Genomic DNA, 20,225 nt, shown 5'->3' with positions numbered 1-20,225 from the left:
TTCATACAAGCTCGACGCCTGGACGCATTGCTCCTCCCATAGCCGGAGCGCCGGAACCTTGGGTAAATGACATCGCCAGATAAGCGGGGGGATCTTCACCCAGCAATCGATACAAATTAGCCAAATTAAGCCGGAATTGTTTCTCAAAGTTGCTGACCGCTTCGCCCGGATTATAATCGCCAAACCACCAAAACCAGTCGGACCCTTCACAAACGGCTAACTGAAGCTCGGCCTGTTGCGCTTGTTTATCCGTTAACCTACCGGCGGCAATGACTTTGTCAAACGTCCATTTAGCATCCCCGAGCATATCCCAACCTCGATTCTTGTCCGCATCGCCTATCCAGGTCGAAAAAGTGCCGTAAACCCAACTGCCCGCAACCATTTTCGACAGCGGCTTAACGTCAACATTCTTGCGCAGACATTCCGAAAAAGTCGTTAATTCAATAGCCTGATGATCGGCCAGACGATGATACAGGCCGTTGAGGAAGTAATAACCATTAGCAGGAAAATACTCCCAGGCATTCTCGCCGTCCATAATAATTGAAACCACCTTGTCTCCGGCTTCATGCATGGCAATATTTTCCAGATGGTGGATCAAATCGCCGACCGCATCATCGGCATGCCATTTTGAATACTCAAAACCAATAAGATCGGATAAGCCGTCATCCCGGAAAAAGCAGGCTATATCGGTTTTTTTCAGTTTAAAAGGATGATGAATCCCTGTGTGTTTGGCGTTTTCAGGAAGATTCAAACTATTATGCAGCACGGACCCGCCGCTAGCCGCCCAATCAAAACCGAAGTCACCCAATATTTTTAAGGTCTGCTCACTGATGCTGCCTTCCGAAGGCCAGCATCCTTTAGGCTCAAAACCAAAAAACCGTTTAAACGTCTGCACGCCCTTTTCAAGATGCCACCATACGCGCTCCTTGCCTCCCGGATAGGCATCCAACTCAGGCAAAGGAGCACTCGGCATAGCCTCATGGGTGGAGTTCAAGTCCAGCAACAACGGCATGATAGGATGGGCGTAAGGCGTCACGGAAAGTTCAACCTGCCCTTTTCTGGCTAATGCCTTGTATCTACAGATAATACTGGTCAGCTGCTCGGCAATGACTTCTACAATTTCAATCCTGTCGTGCATGGTATAGCCGGAGCCTTTCTCTATCAGGCGTTTTATTCGGCTATCCGCCAACTTTATCGTTTCACCCATCCAAACCAAATGATACCAAACCAGAATATCGCTGATAAATTGAGAATTGACATACGTCAAAGAGTCGTAATGCTGCTCAAGCCATTCGGCCATTTCAATCAATCTTTTAAAGGTCGGATAACGGTTGATTTGCCGTTCCCTGTTCGCACGCATGCAGTCTTTAACCAGTTTCATGCGCTCTTCAGGATCCGCCGGAATACTCGGGTTAACCAAAGCCGCCAATAAAGGATCGGTAATCGAAATGCGGTCATGCAAATAGCCGTTGACTTGCCGGGCATATTCCTCGATTTGTTCCAGAAGTATAGGCGCGAAATTCACCACCGCCTTGGCCTTCGGCACGGCTTCCAGATGCGCCGCCATATCCACATAGTCTTTAATAACATGCAGATAGGTCCACGGCAGCTTGAATTCCCCCGTCTGTAAATCCCTGTATTCCGGCTGGTGCATATGCCAGCACAAGACCAGTTTCAGTTTTCTTTTATCTGACATAATGTCTTCTTTGTCCCAGCATGTCCGGCGTAACCAAAACGACTCCACCGGGGCTCACATGGAATCTTTTCTCATCTTCGGCCCTGTTTTCGCCGATGATGGTGCCTTCCGGGACTTCGCTGCCTTTCTCTATAATCGCTTTGGTAATGCGGCAATGGCGGCCGATATTCACTTCCGGCAAAACAATGGTGTCTTGCAACGTTGTGTATGAGTTAACGCGGACATTAGAAAATAGCAGGGAATGCCTGACTTTCGCCCCGGAAATCACGCAACCGCCGGAAACCATAGAGTCAACTGCCTGGCCCCGTCTCTTGTCGCTGTCGAAAACAAATTTGGCCGGCGGTGTTTGTTCCTGATAGGTCCAGATAGGCCAGGTTTTATCGTATAAATTTAAATCCGGCTTTACGCCAATCAATTCCATATTGGCCGCCCAGTATGCATCGATGGTCCCCACATCGCGCCAGTAACTTTGCACCCCGCTTTGCAAATCCAAAAAGGGGTAAGCGTTGGCGACATATTTATCGATAACCGCCGGAATAATATCCTTGCCGAAATCCCGGCTTGAGCTCTTGGTGTCGGCATCTTTTAGCAATTGTTCAAACAGGAAACCGGCATTAAAAATATAAATACCCATGGATGCCAACGCAGTGTCCGTTCTGCCCGGCATAACCGGAGGATGCTCCGGCTTCTCAACAAAAGCCCTGACCCGCCTGTTTTCATCGACATCCATCACGCCGAAAGCGGTTGCATCCTGTAGCGAGACTTCGATACAGCCGATCGTCAAATCGGCCTTTTTTTCAACATGATCGGCAAGCATCGCGCCGTAATCCATTTTATAAATATGATCACCGGCCAGCACTAGGATATGTTCAGGGCTACGGCTACGCAAAATATCAATATTCTGGAAAATAGCGTCAGCTGTTCCTTTATACCAGGAATTCTCGTCGTGCCGTTGCTGGGCCGGCATCAAATCGACATACTCGCCAAATTCGCCGCGTAAAAACCCCCAGCCCTGCTGGATGTGCCTGATCAGCGAATCCGACTTGTATTGGGTCAAAACGCCTATCTTGCGTATCCCCGAGTTCATGCAGTTCGACAGCGGAAAATCGATAATCCGAAACTTGCCGCCAAACGGTACAGCCGGCTTGGCGCGCCAATCGGTCATATTCATTAACCGCGAACCTCGGCCACCGGCCAGTATTAATGCAATGGTATTGCGGGTTAACTGGCTGACATTATGATCATACTTATGATTACTTGACGCTGACATTTTTCATCTCCATGTGGAATAGACTGACAACTCTTGATGTGTTTGGTAACATTCACGCAACTATTATTCCACTACACCGAGGCTATTCATAGTGAAAAAGCAATCTAATAACGCACTTGATTCAGATGCTATAAAAATCATGGAAGCCAAACATCATGATCCTTTTTCAATTTTAGGCCGCCACCCCAAGAACGATCACATTCAGGTTAAAGTGTACCTGCCTTACGCGGAAACGGTCGGCTTCACTCACAACGGCGCGGCCTTGAACCGGATACCGGATACCGACTTTTTTGAATATAACGCCGAACCCGGCCGGTTGCCGGCTCATTACCGCCTGTCCTGGATCGATAAAGACGGCAACAGCCACGAAAACTACGACCCGTATGATTTCGGTCCGCAACTGCCGGAATTTGACCAACACCTATTCGGCGAAGGCAAGCACTGGCATATCTACCAAAAATTGGGCGGACATCTGCACAGCGTCGACGGCATTGCCGGGGTTTTGTTTACGGTTTGGGCGCCCAATGCCGGACGGGTCAGCGTAGTCGGCGATTTCAATCGCTGGGACGGACGTTGCAATCCGATGCGCAGCTTGGGCGGCAGCGGCATTTGGGAACTGTTCGTACCGGATTTGCAAGCCGGCTGTTTCTATAAATTTGAGATATTAAACCGCAATACCCATGAGGTTCTGTTAAAAACCGACCCTTACGGCCAGCAATTTGAATTCCGACCCAATACCTCGTCCATTGTTGTCCATGAAAACAGCTATGAGTGGCAGGATCAGCAATGGCTGGATGACCGTGTCCGCCACAATTGGCTGCATGAACCCATGTCTATCTACGAGGTTCACTTAGGTTCCTGGCGCCGCGATTATCTGGGCAATTTCCTCAATTACCGCGAACTGGCCGTACAGCTGGTCGACTATGTCAAGGAGATGGGCTTCAGCCATATTGAGTTATTGCCGGTCACCGAACACCCGCTGGACGCCTCCTGGGGTTATCAAACCACCGGCTATTTCGCCCCGACCAGCCGTCACGGCACGCCGGACGATTTCCGCTATTTCATCGACACCTGCCATCAAAACGGCATCGGCGTAATCCTGGACTGGGTACCCGCACATTTTCCCAAAGACAGCTTTGCGCTGGCCCGTTTCGACGGCAGCGCGCTTTATGAGCACGAAGACCCGCGCAAAGGCGAACACCGCGACTGGGGCACATTGATTTATAACTACGGCCGCAACGAAGTTAAAAACTTTTTGCTGGCCAGCGCGATGTTCTGGCTGGAGGAATTCCATCTCGACGGCTTGCGGGTCGATGCCGTGGCCTCGATGCTGTATCTGGATTATTCCCGCAACGAGAATGACTGGATTCCGAATATGTACGGCGGCAACGAAAATCTGGAAGCGATCGATTTCTTGAGGGAACTCAATACCGTCACCCACGACCAGCACCCCGGCACGGTGATGATGGCGGAAGAATCCACGTCCTGGCCGCAAGTAACCCGGCCAACCTGGACCGGCGGCTTGGGCTTCTCGATGAAATGGAATATGGGCTGGATGCACGACACGCTGGCCTATATGAGCCAGGAGCCGATACACCGCAAATATCATCACGACCAGCTCACGTTCGGGATGCTCTATGCCTTTACCGAAAACTTCTGCCTGCCCTTCTCCCACGACGAAGTCGTGCATGGCAAAGGCTCCCTGGTCAACAAAATGCCGGGGGACGAATGGCAACGCTTCGCCAATCTCCGGCTGCTTTACACCTTGATGTACACCTATCCCGGCAAAAAACTGCTGTTTATGGGCTGCGAATTCGGGCAAGGCTCCGAATGGAACTTTAACAGGCCATTGGACTGGTATGTACTGGACTACCCGCATCACCAAGGCATACAAACGCTGGTAAAAGACCTGAACCATCTTTATAAAAAGCACCCGGCCTTGTACCAGCATGATTTCGATCATCACGGTTTTGACTGGATCGATTGCCATGATGTGCAACAGTCCATCATCAGTTACCGACGCAAAACCGAAAATGAAGACTTGATTGTCATACTCAACTTTACCCCGGTACCCCGCGAAGAATACCGGATAGGCGTGCCTCTGGAAGGCGCCTATACGGAAATATTCAATTCCGATTCCGGCTACTACGACGGCAGCAATGTCGGCAACGGCGTAGCATTGTCGGAACCTACGCCGTGGATGAATCAGCCCTACTCTATCAGCCTTACCTTACCTCCGTTAGGCGCCGTAATTTTGAAATTATAGGTTTTAGGCGAAGGGCGAAGGGCGAAGGGCGAAGGGCGAAGGGCGAAAAAGTTTGCATCTAAATTTAAAAAACGTTCCAATTTTTAGCCTTTAGCCTTTAGCCTTTAGCCTTTAGCCTTGAAAATATCATCCGGTGTTCGATAACAAACCTAACATCTGTTGAGTAGTTATCCTTTAATAAAACAAGCAAGACCATGAAAAAAATACTTTTTGTCACCAGTGAAACGCATCCTCTGATTAAAACCGGAGGACTGGCTGACGTTTCCGGCAGTCTGCCCAAAGCACTCGTCGAATTGGGCGAAGATGCGCGCATTATCATGCCGAATTATCAAGCCATCAAAACGACCGAAGAAATTCGCTACTTAAGCACTATCTATGTCAATAATTACGCGGTGAATATCCTGGAAACCCGGCTGCCGGGCACCGGCGTCATCGTGTGGCTGGTAGACGCCCCGGAATTCTTCAATGTTCCGGGCAATCCCTATCATGATAAACACGGCAATCCCTGGGCCAACAGTGCCGAACGTTTCGCCCTTTTCTGCCGCGTCACGGTAGAAGTCGCAATGAACCGGAGCTATCTGGACTGGAAGCCCGACATCGTTCACTGCAACGACTGGCAAAGCGGACTGGTCCCGGCGCTGCTGTCTTTGGAATACAGCAGGCCCGCTACCGTTTTTACAATACATAACATGGCTTATCAGGGGATATTCCCCAGCGCGACTTACCTTTCCTTGAATTTGCCCGGCCAACTTTGGAATCCTTACGGTATCGAATATTACGGCATGCTGTCATTCCTTAAAGGCGGCCTGGTCTATTCGGATCGCATCACCACCGTAAGCCCGACCTATGCCAAGGAAATTCAAACCGCCGAGTTCGGCTACGGCCTGGAAGGCCTGTTAAGCCACCGCAAAGACTTTCTGAGCGGCATTATCAACGGCATAGATACCGACCACTGGAACCCGGAAACCGACACCAACATCAGCCAAACCTATAATCATTTAACGCTAACCAAAAAACGGCTCAACAAAACGGCGCTACAGGAAAAACTATCCCTGCCCGTTGACGATAGCATCCCCGTATTCGGGCTTATCAGCCGATTGATCGAACAAAAAGGCATCGACCTGATACTGGAATGCCTCCCCGAGATGCTGACCCACCGGCTGCAATTTGTACTGCTCGGCAACGGCAACAAAGGTTTTGAACAACGCCTGCATAATTTTGCCGAAAGCCACCCCGACAAAATATCGGTCACCATCGGTTATGACGAAACGCTGGCGCATATGATTGAAGCAGGGGCGGATATATTCCTGATGCCCTCGCGCTTTGAGCCCTGCGGCTTAAACCAGATTTACAGCCAACGCTACGGCACCATACCCATCGTCAGAAAAACCGGCGGACTGGCCGATACCGTCGTCGACGCGGTGCCGGAAACGCTGGACAACAAAACCGCGACAGGCCTTGTGTTTAATGAAGCAAGCCCTGCGGCATTGATGGAAGCGATTAAACGCTCGCTGATTTTGTATACCCACCCTAAAACCTGGAAACAGCTGCAAACCACCGGCATGAAAAGAGACTACTCGTGGAGCACAAGCGCCCAGCAATACATGACTTTGTACAGTCATCTGTAGCGGGCAAGCCGCAAGGGTACGCTATGCGTACCTTTCGGTATTCGATCGTTCACACATAAACCGGCTCAGTAATACACTCTAAACGACCGCCGTATTTGCTCAAACTCATACAGATAAGGCTTTGCCACTTCGTAATTGGCGGCCACGACCAGCAGGTCGTGTGAAAAAACCGAGGTGTTGTACCAGTTGAAACTGCCTTCAATAACGATGTAGTCGTCAATAATGCAGTATTTGGAATGGATCGGCGAATACGGCACCGGATGATCGTCTTGCCCGTAAACCAGGCCGACCGAAATGCCCGCATACTTTAGCCGGTCCACTGTCGGCAGCAACGGCCTGGCCAGCTCTTCCGCCATCGGCCGCTCCACGCCGATACGCCCCTGTCTGGCCAGATGCCCGTTCAGCAGGATATGAACGTTGACGCCCCGGTGATGGGCATTGATCAACGCATTGACCGCGCTGTCGTGGTGATCACCCAACAAATCGCCGATCAGGAATAACGACACTTTAACCGAATATCGGGCGCGGTTGATTTCGGCCAATATCGCGTGATGCGGGCGATAGGGTTTGCCGTTAAGCATCACATGCCGGCCGAAGGTATAGAGCAGGTTGAAATGACTCAACGGATCGATGCCGTATTTCTGGTTGACGCCGCCGCGCTGGCTTTGGAAGATGTTATCCAGCAGTCTGCAGATGCCTTTGGAATGGAAAGTCATGCCCGATTCCCAGTTGGCCCACCAGCGATCGAAGGTGATGTTGAACGAACCCAGTATGCAATCCTCGTCATTAAAAATAATGAACTTGGTGTGCATATCCGGCTCCACTTCGATCAGATGATGCTTGGGACTGCAAAACACGCCGATCAACTCGATCCGGGAACGCTTTAAGCGCGCATAGTTGTGACTGTTGGTCAGCGTCATTTTTCGCCAATCGACGATGCACTGCACCAACACCCCCTGATCGCCGGCGTGCAGCAAATGCGTCGTAAAATCATAATCGTCTATGCAATCGACACTGACTTTTATCGTGCATAAGCGCCCGGGATTCTCGTGCTTGCAGCGGATAACCTTGTCGATCAGGTCGTGAATATAGCGCTTCGGATGGTAAGGATGGTATTGCTGTCCCTTGGTGAATTTGGGCACCAGCTGCAAGGCTTCAAAATGATGGTTGTACCAATCCACATCGCTCTGCAATTCACCGGCATTCAGCTCATAGGCCCGATAACTGCTAGGCGTCGACCAATCGCCGGTAATCCTTCGGTACTGCGGGCTGTCTCCCTGGAGCTGGTGCCAGTCCATGAAAATATATTCGTTTTGGGAGGCAATCGAGTGCTCGTCCAGATGCACGATAAAAGCGAACTTAACGCAATTGATCTGGCCGAAGTTGCTGGAAAACGGGTGGATATAAAAATCCCGCGTGCAGCGTTTGTGGCGGTCCCACTGAATGTCATAGGCGTCGGTATCGACGATGTAGGTTTCGCAGACCGCATCGCGGTAGACTTTTAAGATAACCTTTACATTGGCCTGAACGCCGTAGAACACATCGAAATCTATTTTTCCCCAGCGGATATAGAATTTGTCGTTGAAATCGTTAACTCTCTGGAAAGAGCCGCCCAGGTTTCCGTGAGTGGGCGAGGCATAGTGTTCGGCTATCTGCATAGGTTTATCTCCATGATAAAAGGGCATAGGCATCTAAACAACGTGTCATCCCGGCAGGGATTACCGGGATGACGATAATACAATCCATGCGAATACCTTGTAAGCCGCTTACAATTTCTCATTTAGGCTCAAAGGTCATGAAATAACCGCAATGATCGGAAACCCGGCCGTAATCCTGATCGGTAAACAAAACCCTCGCCGAAGTGACATGCAGCTCGCTGGTTTTATTCAAGAAAATATAATCGATACGGTAATCATCGCTAGGATAATCCTGCCAATGCGGATCGTTCACCCTGAATATTTTTTCAAACACGCCTTCTGAATTGGCCGCCAGATACTGGTCGTCATATTGGTGGCCATCGACCACCAGATGGTAGCCTTCGGACCCGGCGGCAATGTTAAAATCGCCGCACAGCAACGTGGCGCCGACATGCGCCGACTGTTGCGTCTCGGCCCACTCGCACAGCCGTTTAAATTGCCCGGCAAAACCGTCTTCCCACCAGCTTAAATGCGCCGAAAAAACATTAACCCGGCCCATGTAAGGGGCCTTGATTTGGGCCATGACCACTTTTCTGGAGTGGATGCTGTAGGCATCATGGCTGTCCGACACATACCGGGCATCCTGCTTGACGAACGGATATTTGCTTAGAATCGCGACGCCTTCGCGATACTTGTCAAAGCCCAGATGCGACCAGTCGGTGTGGATATGGTACGGCGTAGGCAATCGGTCGTTGATTATCCTGGCGGAGTTGGACGCCCAATCCCCTGCCCCGCCATTCCAAAGTTCCGCTACTTCCTGTAGACAGACGACGTCGGCATTCAGTTCGTCAATCGCCTTGGCTATCTGGGAGAATTTATAATCCTGATTGTCTTCCTGGTAACAATGCAGGTTAAGAATCAAGACCTTCAGCGGCTCGCGGCTGAGCGAGTAGTTTTTGCCGCGGTTATTGTCCCAAAAAACCTGGCCGTGGCGTTCAAGCGAGATGCTGTATTCCAAGCGAAAAGCCTGGCCTATCCTGAGCCAGCCTTTCCAGGCTGCAACCCCGTACTGGTTGGGATTCCTGGCATTGCTGAGCGATTCTTTATCCCAGTAGGTTCTTTTAAAATGGCAGGGCGTTTTATGGGTATGCCGCCAGTTATCGGTCGTCCAGTGCACCGTCACTTGGTCGGCATCAATAAATTTGTCCACCGCCACGGTGATAGGAATATTTTTTTGCCCGTCTTCCAGCTTGTTAGTAAAACCTGTGTTTAAAACCGGAACAGCGCAAGCCACCTTGATGCCCGAGTCGGCCTGACTGGAATAATTTAAGCCCTGTTTGTTATCCCAGCACTCGCCCGCCGAGGTCCGGCAGCGAAGCCCGAAACGGATATTGCCGGGCAGCGATTTGGCCGGGCTGAGCTGAAAACTGACCTGCGCCTGCCAGTATTCCTGATCGTGCTCCAGCTTGCTGTGATAGTTTGCAGGCAGGGTTTGCCAGTCGCCGTCTTCACCCGCCCAAAGCACGTCAATCCGTTTGTCGTAGCTTGAGCTTTCCACCTGCATAAAAAAAACCAAGGTCTGCTGAACGCCGGTTTTTTTTCGGGTAATCACATTTTCAACATACAGCAGTTGGATTTTGTCCATCCTTTGTCTCCGTTATTACTGGTCCGCGCGACAGATCGAAAAGAAAAGTAGTGGCTTGATTCACCACGGAGACACGAAGAAAAACTAAAATAAAACTTTGTGTCTAGGCAATTGCTCCTGCATTGCTCTACCTTCTGCATCCATGCAGTCGTTCGTGGTGTTCTACTTTAAGTTAATGCTTATCAGGTTTATAACCGGCACTTACATTTGAAGGATTGTAATCCCGAAAATCAATGTCAGGAAAAATATTATCCATGATCTCCAAAGCGGTCAGATAACGCTCGTTGAGCCTGTTCTTGCGAATGCTGTCGTGCAAATAGTTAAACCGGGCCAGGTGATCGGTAATGCGCTTGTTCGCATAGTCGATGGTTGTACCCGATTTCATGATAAACGGCCAATCGGAAGCTTGCGCCAGCAGAATCGACCTGGCGGCCTGATTCAACGCCCGTATTTGCAGCGGGGTCAACGCTAATCCCTTAACGTCGTTCGCCAGTTTTTCCATATCCAGCTCGGCCTTGTGCAGCAAGGGATAAATCCAGTCGTTCGTTTCATTGATCCAGTAACCGGAGTAACCCTGATCGCCCCAGGTGGATGCGGCTGGCGTGGCGACCTGAAGCGACGGCTGCTGTGTTAAATACTCGCCGCAACTGATCAGCTGAATGCTGCTAATTTTTTCGCTTGCCAATCTCAGCACGCATTCCAGCCAATGCGTGCCTTCAAACCACCAATGGCCGAACAGTTCCGCATCGTAAGGCGCGACAATAACCGGCGGCCTGTCCATCGTAGCGCCAAGCCGGTCGATTTGGCCCCGGCGTTTATCGATGAAGTCCTGGGCATGCCGATACGCCTTCGCCTTGGCCTGTCTCGGATTATAAATTTCCTTGGGCAGGTTGCCGCCGGTCACGCGATGGTATTTGATTCCGGTGTTGATGCGGGTTTCCCGGTCCAGAATATAGGGCGCGATATAATCCAGCTCCCGCTCAAAACCGATGTCGCTATAGTATTCGCGGTAGTCAAAATCGCCCGGATAGCCTTCTTTAGCGCTCCAGACTTGCTTCGACGACTCGGGATCGCGCGCAAACGCCGCAACACCGTTGCCGCAATCAAGTGGCGCATAAACGCCGTTGCGGGGCTGCTCGCTTGCATCCATAACGCCGTGCGTATCGACGAAAAAATACTTGATCCCGGCATCGGCGAGCACCGTCTCAAGCCCCGGATAATAGCCGCATTCGGGCAGCCAGAAACCGCTCGGGGCGTTGCCTGTCGAGGCCTTAAACGTTGCGATGCCGGTATTGATCTGGTTGCGGACTGCGGTTTCGCTGACATTCAGCAACGGCAAAAAACCGTGGGTCGCGGCAGTCGTTATCAACTCAAGCTTGCCGGTGGCCTGATGTTTTATAAAAGCCGCCAGCAAGTCGCCTTGATAGCGATTCTGGTAAGTGTCCAACGCATTCAGAAAAAAGCGCCGGTACAGCCGCGCTAACTTTTGATACGCCGGCTGCTCGCGGGTCCTGATGATTTCCTTCTCGGCCAATTCCAGCCGGCTATGCAGGTATTTCAGGAAACGCGTTTGCAGCAGGTCGTCGCGCAGCATCGAGATCAACGTCGGCGACAATGACAGCGTCAGACGGTAATCGACGTTATCCGCATGTAAGCGGTCGAGCACGCCGATCAACGGCAGGTAGCATTCGGTCATGGCTTCGAACAGCCAGTTCTCCTCAAAAAAACTGTCATGCTCGGGGTGCCGCACATACGGAAGATGCGCGTGAAGAATAATACTCAGGAATCCCTGCCCGGTACGCGGTAAGCTGTTTGTCATGATGTTTAGTTGCTGATGCCTAGACCGGAGGCATTTTTATTCAGGCAAGAGGTGGAGTTCTCTGAGTCTTGATGCCGCTGGGCCTGTCCATGGTGAGCATGAATAATATTCGACTGCGCCAAAACGATAAAGCTGTCGTCCGCACCCTGTTTGCCGATCGCGGCCGAATAAACCGTTTCCTCAACCGGGCTTGGCAAAGTCACTTGTTGCTGGGTATTGGGGCTGTCGACGGCTACGTCGAACCATAATGCTTCGCCGGTATCGGCGCTGTCTTCCTCGGCTTGGGTATAGATTCTTAGAGTAAGCCCGTCATCAGGCTCGGGCGTTTCCCGGCTTTCGCCAAGATTCCAATACGCATGAAGATGTTCGGGATCGACCGGCAACAATATCAATTCCGGTTTGCTGCAAGACACTTTCGGCGCAAAATCGCGGCTGATTTCCTTGCCAATATCCAAGAGTTCTCTCGGCGTAAGCCTTATTTTTTCGACACGCTCCGGCATCTGGCTTGAAAAGCATGGCGTAAAATCCCGACTGATTTCCCGACTGATCTCAAGCATGTCTTTTGCCGATAGATTGAATTTGGAATGGTACTCTGAGTGCAAAAACGTCATTGCCGGCCTTAAGCGTTACGATTACCTTATCTGAATTTCTTCCCTACACCCGCCTCTTTCTTCCCAAGTTATCTTTCAAAGAAAACCCAAAAAGCAGGCTCGTCCAAGTATACGGAGTAAATTCCGTAGGGTCCAGTGTGCCGCTTTAATTACCGCCGAAGCGCGCCGCGTACTTGGAATAAATGCTTGTCGATTATAACGGCCGTCCCCTAAGGCGATTTGATCGGCTGCTTATCGAGATTGAACCCGTCCAACATCATTAGTCTACAGCCCCGTTCCAGGTCTTTCTGCGATGTCCGGCTACGGGGCTGCACTTAACCAACGTGTTCAGGCTTTGCGCAATTGATCCCGGATAGGCAGTTGGCGGATGCGTTGGCCGGTAGCGGCGAAAATCGCGTTGCACAATGCGGGCGCAATGGGCGGGACGCCCGGCTCACCGACGCCGCCGAGCGGCGCATCGAACTCGGTCGCGGGCAGCAGATGAACCCGGATTTCGCGGGGCGCGTCATCCATACGGGTGAGTTGATAGGCATGGAAGTTATCCTGCACCACCGCTCCCTCCTTGAAGCTGATTTCGCCCAGCGTCGCCAGGCTGATCCCCATAATACAGGCGCCTTCGATCTGCGAACGGATGCGCTCAGGATTAACCTGAGGCCCGCAATCCACCGCCACGTCAATGCGGGGAATGCTCAATTCGCCGTCGCCGTTGACGGCTACCTCGACCACAACCGCAACATAAGTGACGAAGCTGTAATGAGCCGCCAAGCCCAATCCTCCGCCCTTGGGCAAGGTGCGTCCCCAGCCCGTCTCGCGCGCAACGGTTTCGATCACCCGGCGCAGGCGTCCGGTGTCCAGCGGGTAGGCCTCGGGCGACTCCCCGTAATTCCAGCTGTCGCCAAGGGTGCTCGGATCAATGCGCCGCGGCGGGCCGATCAGCTCAAGCAGGAAATCCTTAGGATCGCGTCCCGCCGTAGCGGCCAATTCGGCAACGAAGGACTGGATCGCGAAAGCATGCGGGATATTGGACACCGAACGAAACCAGCCGATGCGGGTATGCGCTTCGGCCTCCGGATTTTCGATGCGCAGGTTGGCAATCGCAAAGGGCGCATTGATAACGCCCATGCCGAGTTCGATCGGCATCTGGTGCTTGCTGTCGGGGCCGAAAGTGGACGAAATGGTCGGCGCTACCGTTCGGTGCAGCCACGCTACCGGTTTACCTTGGGCATCCAGGCCCGCTTCCAGCCGCTCGACTGAAACCGTGTGGAAATAAGAGTGGTGCAGGTCGTCCTCGCGCGTCCACGTCAGCTTGACCGGCTTGCCGTTCATCGCCTGCGATAACAGCGCGGCTTCAATGACGTAGTCGGGTATGGATTTGCGTCCGAAACCGCCGCCCAACAGGGTGACATGCACCGTAACATCGTCCTCCGGCAGCTTGAGCCATTTGGCCACGCTGTCGCGGGATGCCTGCGGAGCCTGCGTGCAGGTCCATATTTCGCATTTCCCCTTAACGATGCGGGCGGTTGCGGTCGGCGGCTCCATCGGGGCCTGGGCGAGATGCGGAGCGTAATATTCGGCTTCCAGCCGTTTGACCGCGCCTTGCAAAGCGGCGTCGATGTCTCCTTCGTTGCGGACCACTTTGCCCGGTTTGCGCGCCGCTGCTTCGAGCTCGACCTTGTACATCACCGAATCGTAAGTTCCGTGAGGCCCGTTGTTCCATTCGATCTTCAGCGCCTTGCGTCCCTGAATAGCCGCCCAGGTATTGCGGGCGATCACGGCGATTCCCCCGAGCGGGTTGAAGCCGGCAGGCAGGGGACTGCTCGGCAGCTCGACCACTTTAACCACGCCCGGCAGCTTCAGGGCATCCTTGGCATCGTAACTCAAGACTTTGCCGCCGAATACCGGCGGGCGCGCCACTACGGCGTAAAGCATGTCGTCGAGACGGGTGTCGATGCCGTACTGTGCCTGGCCGGTGACTATATCCTGCCCGTCATAAATCCCGAGCCGCCCTTTGCTGATGTAGCGGAACTCCGCCGGTTTCTTCAGGCGCAAGGTTTCCCGATCCGGCACCGGCAGTTTTGCCGCGGCCTTGGCCAGCTGACCGTAACCAAGTGTTCTGCCGGTCGCGGGATGAAGGACCTGATGCAGCTCGGCGCGGACTTCCTGCACCGGCACTTGCCATTGCGCTGCCGCCGCCGATTCGAGCATGCTGCGGGCGGCCGCGCCGACCCGGCGCATCGGCATAAAGAAATGGCGCATGCTGCGGGAGCCGTCGGTATCCTGGTTGCCGTAACGCGATTCATCGCCGGTCGCCTGCTCGACCCGTACATGCAGCCAGTTGGCTTCGAGTTCGTCGGCCACCACCATCGGCAGGCTGGTGCGCACGCCCTGCCCCATTTCCGAACGGTGACAAACAATGGTCACCGTGCCGTCCTCCGCTATCGCGACGAACACCAGCGGATTATCCACCCAGCCGTGCGGCATTGCATCGGCGCCGTACTTGCCTTTTTCTGAAGGCGCGGCCGTTTCGTCGGCCCCGCTCAGCGAGGGAAAACCGGCAGCCAATACAAATCCGGTCAAGGCAAAATTCTTGATAAACGCGCGCCGGCTGATGTTGGCGATATACAGGCCGGCGTCGTCCGGGCTCAATACAGTGGGATTATCCAGAGACTTTTTCATGACTTACGCTCCGTTGACCCGGCGGCCTGCTTGATCGCGGCGCGTATGCGGGGATAGGTGCCGCAGCGGCAGATATTGCCGCTCATGGCCTTGTCTATATCGGCGTCGCTGGGTTTGGGGTTTTGCTTGAGCAGCGCCGTGGCCGCCATTATCTGGCCGGACTGGCAATACCCGCATTGCGGCACACTCAGCGTTAACCAGGCATCCTGAACCTTTTGCCCTGTTGCGTCTTGGCCGATGGCTTCGATCGTGACGATTTTCTTGCCGACGGCGGCCGAGATCGGCGTCACACAAGCGCGCGTGGGTTCCCCGTCGAGATGCACCGTACAGGCTCCGCATAAAGCCATGCCGCAGCCGAATTTGGTTCCGGTCAGGCCCAGATAGTCGCGCAAGGCCCAAAGAAGGGGGGTATCCGTCGGCAAATCGATCTGCCGGGGCTTGCCGTTGATGTTGAGCGTAATCATCGGATATTTCTCCTTCCAGTTATCAGAGCTACAGGGCACTCGCATCGCAGTGTCACTGGCCGCAAGTATGTCGGACGAAATCTTACAGGGCTTGGATCGGCCAGTAAAGGCGCCTAAGCCGAGGTTCGTGTCAGGATTTTACTCGGCTGTATGATTATTCCAGCGCCTTGCTCAACGACTCGCCGCAGCCGCCTCGCCGCACCAGCACCATTTCACTGGCGATAGACAAGGCGATTTCCTCAGGCGACTTCGCGCCGAGATCCAGGCCGGCCGGGGCGCGCACCCTGGCAAGGCCGGACGCTGAAAAACCTTCCTGCGCCAATCGCGCCAAGACCAGATTCGCCCGCTTGCGACTGGAAACCAGCGCGATATACGCGGCTTCGGATTGCACAGCGCGGGCTAGAGAGTCGTAGTCGCCCTTGTGATGGGTCGCTATCACTACAAAATCGCCCGTTTGCGGCTGCAATTGCTGATACCGGCAATCGTCGCTGATGATGCTCTCAGCGGAGGAAAAGCGCTCCGCCGTGGCCTGCGGGTCATTGACAACCACCTCGAACTCTAAGCGGCTGGCGAATTCGCAAAGACTTTCCACGATGCGTCCATGTCCCATGAGCCAGAGTACCGGCTTGGGCAAGACCGGTTCCACATACACCCGCATGCTGCCGCCGCACGGCATGCCCGCGCCGAAAACTTCGTCATTCAAGTCGACTTCAATCACGCGAGGTTCTCCTGTTTCAAGACATTCAAGCGCCGCACCGGACACCAGGGATTGCGCGCAACCGCCGCCGACCCAGCCGGCAATGACCTTGCCGGAGAGGTCGATCAGCGCCTTGGCCGCAGGTTTTGCCGAGGATGAGCCCAGTATTTCCACGACAGTGGCCAAGGCATAAGGACGGCGCGCCATGCGCAGTTCGATCTGGAGGTCGAGAATATCGCGGGTCACAATGGTTTTATAATTTTTGTCAGGATTTTCAAATCTTCCGGCTTATCGATGTCCCGAAGCACGCCTGCATCAGCGCAATCTATCAGCCGAAGTTGATCAAGATGCGCCTGAATCACCGTTTTCGCGCCTTGATCGCCGCCCAACGCGGCCAGTTCCGGGCCTAAATTTCGTGAAAAACCTACAGGGTGTCCGCGTCGGCCTTGCCAGCAGGCCGCGGCAATGGGCGCACCCGAGCGAAGCGCATCCGCCACCTTGCCGATGGTCGCGGGCTCTATCCAAGGCATGTCCGCCAGCGCGATCAGCCAGCCGGCGGCGTCGGGACAGGCCCGGATACCGAATGCAAGACTCGCTCCCATCCCTTGCTCGGCGTCGGAGCAAACCCGGACTTCCGCGCCCTCGGCCTGCAATAGAGCGGTCAGCTCCCCGCCGCCGGGCCGCACCACCGCCAGCACCTTGTCCGTGCTCGCTAACAGGTTGCGGCAGGCTCGCACCGCCACCAAATCGCCATCGGGCAAGCTACGGGTCAGTTTGTTGTCCGCGCCAAAGCGCCGGCCGGCTCCGGCGGCCAGCAAGATACCGACAATCGAATCCATCAGTCTAAATGGCCGCTTCGGCTGGGCAATGTAGGGGCAATCATAAATCTATCTGGGCTCTCGTGAATCAGGGCAAGGACATTATCACCGCCCCCTCCGATTAGCAAGATTCTTCATTTAGACGAAGTCAGCTTGGGGACAAGAAAAATGTATCGCTACAGCGGCGATGGTTGGAACCCGACGGGGGGAGTTACCTTCTTTTGCGTCGCCTAAAGCGCCTACTGTGGGTGCTCTCGGCGCATCCCTGTCCCCGCGCTTCGGGTGCTACGCAACGAGCGCATGTACAGGCTCCTCACAACAACGCCTTAATCTCCGGCACGCAAGAGCCGCAGTTGGTTCCGGCTTTTAGACAACGTCCGACTTCCTGATGGGTTTTGAGGCCTTGTTCCCTGATTGCTGCAAGTATGGTTTTTTCCCCGACATTAAAGCAGGCGCAAACGATAGTGCCGACATCGGCTTGACCGACGGGTGGCTTGCCGGTCAATAACGCCATGCGTTCGGCTTTTTCCAGCTCTGTTTTTTCGAACAGCCCGGCCAGCCAGTTGCGCTCGGGAAGCGCAGACTCGGCGGCGATAAAAACCACGCTTTCGAGCTGATTGTTCACGATACGCGCGGCCCGGTAATTGCCCCGGCCTGGATCTTGATATTCCTGCCACTGGGGCGCTGCGCCATCGTTGTCGCAGAGATTGTTTTTCGCCCAATCCTGCCAGTTTTCGGACAGCGTCATCCCGGCCAATTCATAACGGTAAACCTGTTCGCCTTTGATTTTCACCCAATAATCCGGCGCGTCGATGCCCAGCTCGCGGCGGGACAGGATAAAGCCTTGCCAAGCGGGTTGATAGGTTTTGATCCGCACCGGCGTGTGCTTGCTTTCCGGTTGATTGGAAATCGGGTCGACTATCGCGTTGACTAACGCGCCCATGCGTCCGCGGCCGGCGTATTGTTCGGTCCAGTGCATCGGAACGAACAGGCTGCCCGGAAGCTGGCTGTCGGTAACCTGCACCCGCGCAAGCATGGTTCCCCAACGGCTTTCTATGCTTGCCAGGCTGTTGGTAACCAAGCCATAACGCCGCGCATCGTCAGGATGCACTTCGACAAAAGGCTCGGGCTTGTGCTGATTTAACTTCGCCGCAATGGCCGTGCGCGTCATGGTGTGCCACTGGTCGCGCAGGCGGCCGGTATTTAAAATCAGCGGATAATCCTGGTCCGGCGGATTGACCGGCGGGCGCGGCGTGACGGCGATAAATTTGGCTTTGCCGGATTCGGTAAAAAACCGACCGTCATCGAACAACCTGGCCCTGCCCTTCGGATAGGCCTGGTTAACCGGCCATTGGATCGGCTGTAATCGCTCGTAATCCTGCCCGGCGATGTCCGCAAACGCCGATATGTCGAAATCGCGCGACCCGTTATTTTCGAAACCGGACAGCCGGGCGTGTTCGCGAAAAATCTCCACCGGGCTCTGGTAATGAAACGTCTGCTCGAAACCCATGCGCCGCGCCACTTGGGTGATAATCCACCAGTCCGGCTTGGCGCCGCCTGCGGGCTTGAATAATGCCCGTTGCCGTGAAATCCTCCGCTCGGAATTGGTCACGGTACCGTCTTTTTCGCTCCAACCTTGCGCAGGCAACAGCACATGCGCCAGGGCAGTAGTATCGGTATCGGCGATGCAATCGGACACCGCCACAAATTCGCAACGTTGCAAGGCTTGTTTGACTTTATCGGCATTGGGCAAGCTGACCACGGGGTTGGTGCCCATAATCCACACGGCTTTGACTTTGCCCTCATAGATCGCATCGAACAGTTCGACGGCCGGGTAACCGGATTTACGGGCGATATTGTCGCTGCCCCAAAACCGTGCAACCCGCTCGATGTCATCGGTGCTGGAAAAATCCATGTGCGCGGCCAGTTGGTGCGACAAGCCGCCGACTTCACGCCCGCCCATCGCGTTCGGTTGTCCGGTCAGCGAGAACGGCCCGCAACCGGGCTTGCCGATTCTGCCGGTCGCCAGATGGCAATTGATAATCGCATTGACTTTGTCGGTGCCGGATGACGATTGGTTGATGCCTTGGCTGTACAGGCTGACGACTTTTTCATGGCTGGCGAACCATTCGTAAAAGCGGTGCAGGTCGTCTTTGTCTAACCGACAAGTATCTGCAACCTGTTCAATATCGATACAGGCGGCATTCAGGGCTAACTCAAAGCCTTCGGTATGGGCTTTTATATAAGCTTGGTCCAGTACGCCTTGCCCGCTTAAAAAATGCAGCAATCCGTTAAACAAGGCGGCGTCGCTGCCGCTGGCCAACGGCAAATGCAAATCGGCGATGTCGCAGCTGACGGTGCGGCGCGGATCGATCACGACGATTTTTAACTTAGGGTTAGATTCCTTGGCCGCGCGTATCCGCTGAAAACTGACCGGATGGCACCAGGCGGCATTGGAGCCGATCAGCACGATCATCTCGGCCAATTCCAAATCCTCATAACAACCCGGCACGGTATCGGAGCCAAAGGCGCGTTTATGTCCGGCGACCGAAGACGACATGCACAAGCGGCTGTTGGTATCCATATTGCCGCTGCCGATAAAGCCTTTCATCAGCTTGTTGGCGACATAATAATCTTCGGTCAGCAATTGCCCGGAGCCGTAAATCGCTACCGCGTCCGCACCGTATTTTTGAATAGTATTAATAAAAGAATCGGCGACCAGATCCAGCGCCTCCGTCCAGCTGGTTTCGCACCCGTAAACTTTCGGCTGCAACAGCCGGCCTTTCAGTTCGACGGTTTCGCCGAGCGCGGAGCCTTTGGAGCAAAGCCGCCCGAAATTAGCCGGATGCGTGGCGTCGCCGCTGATTTTAAGGTGATGATGGGCTTCATCGATCTTCGCGCTGATGCCGCAGCCTACGCCGCAATAAGGACAAGTGGTTTGTACGGTTGTATTCATTAAAAACGGCTTGAATGTAAGTAGGTTAATTCACCACGAAGA

13 protein-coding genes are annotated in these 20,225 nt (G+C 53.9%); 2 read left to right on the top strand and 11 right to left on the bottom strand.

What is annotated here, in order from left to right; genetic code table 11:
- Window position 1: 1 nt before the first annotated feature.
- Both V3O24_RS11970 and glgC read right to left on the bottom strand, forming a co-directional pair.
- Window positions 2-1,696 (bottom strand): glycoside hydrolase family 57 protein, encoded by a 1,695-nt coding sequence (locus V3O24_RS11970; protein WP_104423649.1) that lies wholly within the window; start codon window positions 1,694-1,696, stop codon window positions 2-4.
- On the bottom strand, window positions 1,686-2,966 hold the full coding sequence (glgC, locus tag V3O24_RS11965; RefSeq protein ID WP_104423650.1) for a glucose-1-phosphate adenylyltransferase: 1,281 nt from the start codon (window positions 2,964-2,966) through the stop codon (window positions 1,686-1,688). The genes V3O24_RS11970 and glgC overlap by 11 nt, the downstream gene beginning before the upstream one ends.
- A 91-nt stretch (window positions 2,967-3,057) precedes the next feature.
- Here glgC and glgB point away from each other — a divergent pair, with 91 nt between their 5' ends.
- Window positions 3,058-5,232, top strand: a complete 2,175-nt coding sequence (gene glgB / locus V3O24_RS11960) for a 1,4-alpha-glucan branching protein GlgB (protein WP_331307384.1) — start codon at window positions 3,058-3,060, stop codon at window positions 5,230-5,232.
- Window positions 5,233-5,426: 194 nt separating this feature from the next.
- Window positions 5,427-6,860 carry a glycogen synthase GlgA gene (glgA, locus tag V3O24_RS11955; RefSeq protein WP_331307383.1) on the top strand — a complete coding sequence of 478 codons (1,434 nt, stop codon included), beginning with the start codon at window positions 5,427-5,429 and terminating at the stop codon, window positions 6,858-6,860.
- A gap of 65 nt (window positions 6,861-6,925) precedes the next feature.
- Here the strand turns inward: glgA and V3O24_RS11950 are convergent, their stop codons facing one another.
- The 9 genes from V3O24_RS11950 to V3O24_RS11910 form a co-directional block, all read right to left on the bottom strand.
- Window positions 6,926-8,518, bottom strand: coding sequence for a phospholipase D-like domain-containing protein (locus V3O24_RS11950; RefSeq protein WP_331307382.1), 1,593 nt, complete (start codon window positions 8,516-8,518; stop codon window positions 6,926-6,928).
- Window positions 8,519-8,636: 118 nt separating this feature from the next.
- The gene (locus tag V3O24_RS11945) at window positions 8,637-10,142 is read right to left on the bottom strand and encodes an endonuclease/exonuclease/phosphatase family protein (RefSeq protein ID WP_331307381.1); all 1,506 of its coding nucleotides are present in this window, start codon (window positions 10,140-10,142) and stop codon (window positions 8,637-8,639) included.
- Window positions 10,143-10,314: 172 nt separating this feature from the next.
- Window positions 10,315-11,961: a 1,4-alpha-glucan branching protein domain-containing protein gene (locus tag V3O24_RS11940; RefSeq protein WP_331307380.1), complete on the bottom strand. Its 1,647-nt coding sequence runs from the start codon at window positions 11,959-11,961 to the stop codon at window positions 10,315-10,317.
- A gap of 5 nt (window positions 11,962-11,966) precedes the next feature.
- Window positions 11,967-12,518, bottom strand: a complete 552-nt coding sequence (locus tag V3O24_RS11935) for a DUF4912 domain-containing protein (protein ID WP_331307379.1) — start codon at window positions 12,516-12,518, stop codon at window positions 11,967-11,969.
- 381 nt (window positions 12,519-12,899) lie between these two features.
- On the bottom strand, window positions 12,900-15,248 hold the full coding sequence (locus V3O24_RS11930) for a xanthine dehydrogenase family protein molybdopterin-binding subunit (RefSeq protein WP_331307378.1): 2,349 nt from the start codon (window positions 15,246-15,248) through the stop codon (window positions 12,900-12,902).
- Window positions 15,245-15,712, bottom strand: a complete 468-nt coding sequence (locus V3O24_RS11925) for a (2Fe-2S)-binding protein (protein WP_331307377.1) — start codon at window positions 15,710-15,712, stop codon at window positions 15,245-15,247. The genes V3O24_RS11930 and V3O24_RS11925 overlap by 4 nt, the downstream gene beginning before the upstream one ends.
- A 154-nt stretch (window positions 15,713-15,866) precedes the next feature.
- Entirely contained in the window at window positions 15,867-16,655 is a 789-nt protein-coding gene (locus V3O24_RS11920) for an XdhC family protein (protein ID WP_331307376.1), read from the bottom strand.
- Window positions 16,652-17,248, bottom strand: coding sequence for a nucleotidyltransferase family protein (locus V3O24_RS11915; RefSeq protein WP_331307375.1), 597 nt, complete (start codon window positions 17,246-17,248; stop codon window positions 16,652-16,654). Before V3O24_RS11915 ends, V3O24_RS11920 begins: the two co-directional genes overlap by 4 nt.
- Before the next feature lie 292 nt (window positions 17,249-17,540).
- Window positions 17,541-20,183, bottom strand: coding sequence for a molybdopterin-dependent oxidoreductase (locus V3O24_RS11910; RefSeq protein WP_331307374.1), 2,643 nt, complete (start codon window positions 20,181-20,183; stop codon window positions 17,541-17,543).
- Between the last annotated feature and the right edge of the window lie 42 nt (window positions 20,184-20,225).

It is taken from the genome of Methylobacter sp. Wu8 (assembly GCF_036440755.1).
GTDB classification, from domain to species: domain Bacteria; phylum Pseudomonadota; class Gammaproteobacteria; order Methylococcales; family Methylomonadaceae; genus Methylobacter_A; species Methylobacter_A tundripaludum_A.
The sequence above is the reverse complement of the archived record's forward strand: the minus strand, read 5'-3'. Positions and strand labels throughout refer to the sequence as shown.

Coding starts and splice junctions, on each gene's coding strand:
- V3O24_RS11915 (WP_331307375.1), bottom strand. CDS start 17,248: ATGGATTCGATTGTCGGTATCTTGCTGGCCGCCGGAGCCGGCCGGCGC.
- V3O24_RS11940 (WP_331307380.1), bottom strand. CDS start 11,961: ATGACAAACAGCTTACCGCGTACCGGGCAGGGATTCCTGAGTATTATT.
- glgC (WP_104423650.1), bottom strand. CDS start 2,966: ATGTCAGCGTCAAGTAATCATAAGTATGATCATAATGTCAGCCAGTTA.
- V3O24_RS11950 (WP_331307382.1), bottom strand. CDS start 8,518: ATGCAGATAGCCGAACACTATGCCTCGCCCACTCACGGAAACCTGGGC.
- glgA (WP_331307383.1), top strand. CDS start 5,427: ATGAAAAAAATACTTTTTGTCACCAGTGAAACGCATCCTCTGATTAAA.
- V3O24_RS11970 (WP_104423649.1), bottom strand. CDS start 1,696: ATGTCAGATAAAAGAAAACTGAAACTGGTCTTGTGCTGGCATATGCAC.
- V3O24_RS11930 (WP_331307378.1), bottom strand. CDS start 15,248: ATGAAAAAGTCTCTGGATAATCCCACTGTATTGAGCCCGGACGACGCC.
- V3O24_RS11935 (WP_331307379.1), bottom strand. CDS start 12,518: ATGCTTGAGATCAGTCGGGAAATCAGTCGGGATTTTACGCCATGCTTT.
- V3O24_RS11945 (WP_331307381.1), bottom strand. CDS start 10,142: ATGGACAAAATCCAACTGCTGTATGTTGAAAATGTGATTACCCGAAAA.
- V3O24_RS11925 (WP_331307377.1), bottom strand. CDS start 15,712: ATGATTACGCTCAACATCAACGGCAAGCCCCGGCAGATCGATTTGCCG.
- V3O24_RS11910 (WP_331307374.1), bottom strand. CDS start 20,183: ATGAATACAACCGTACAAACCACTTGTCCTTATTGCGGCGTAGGCTGC.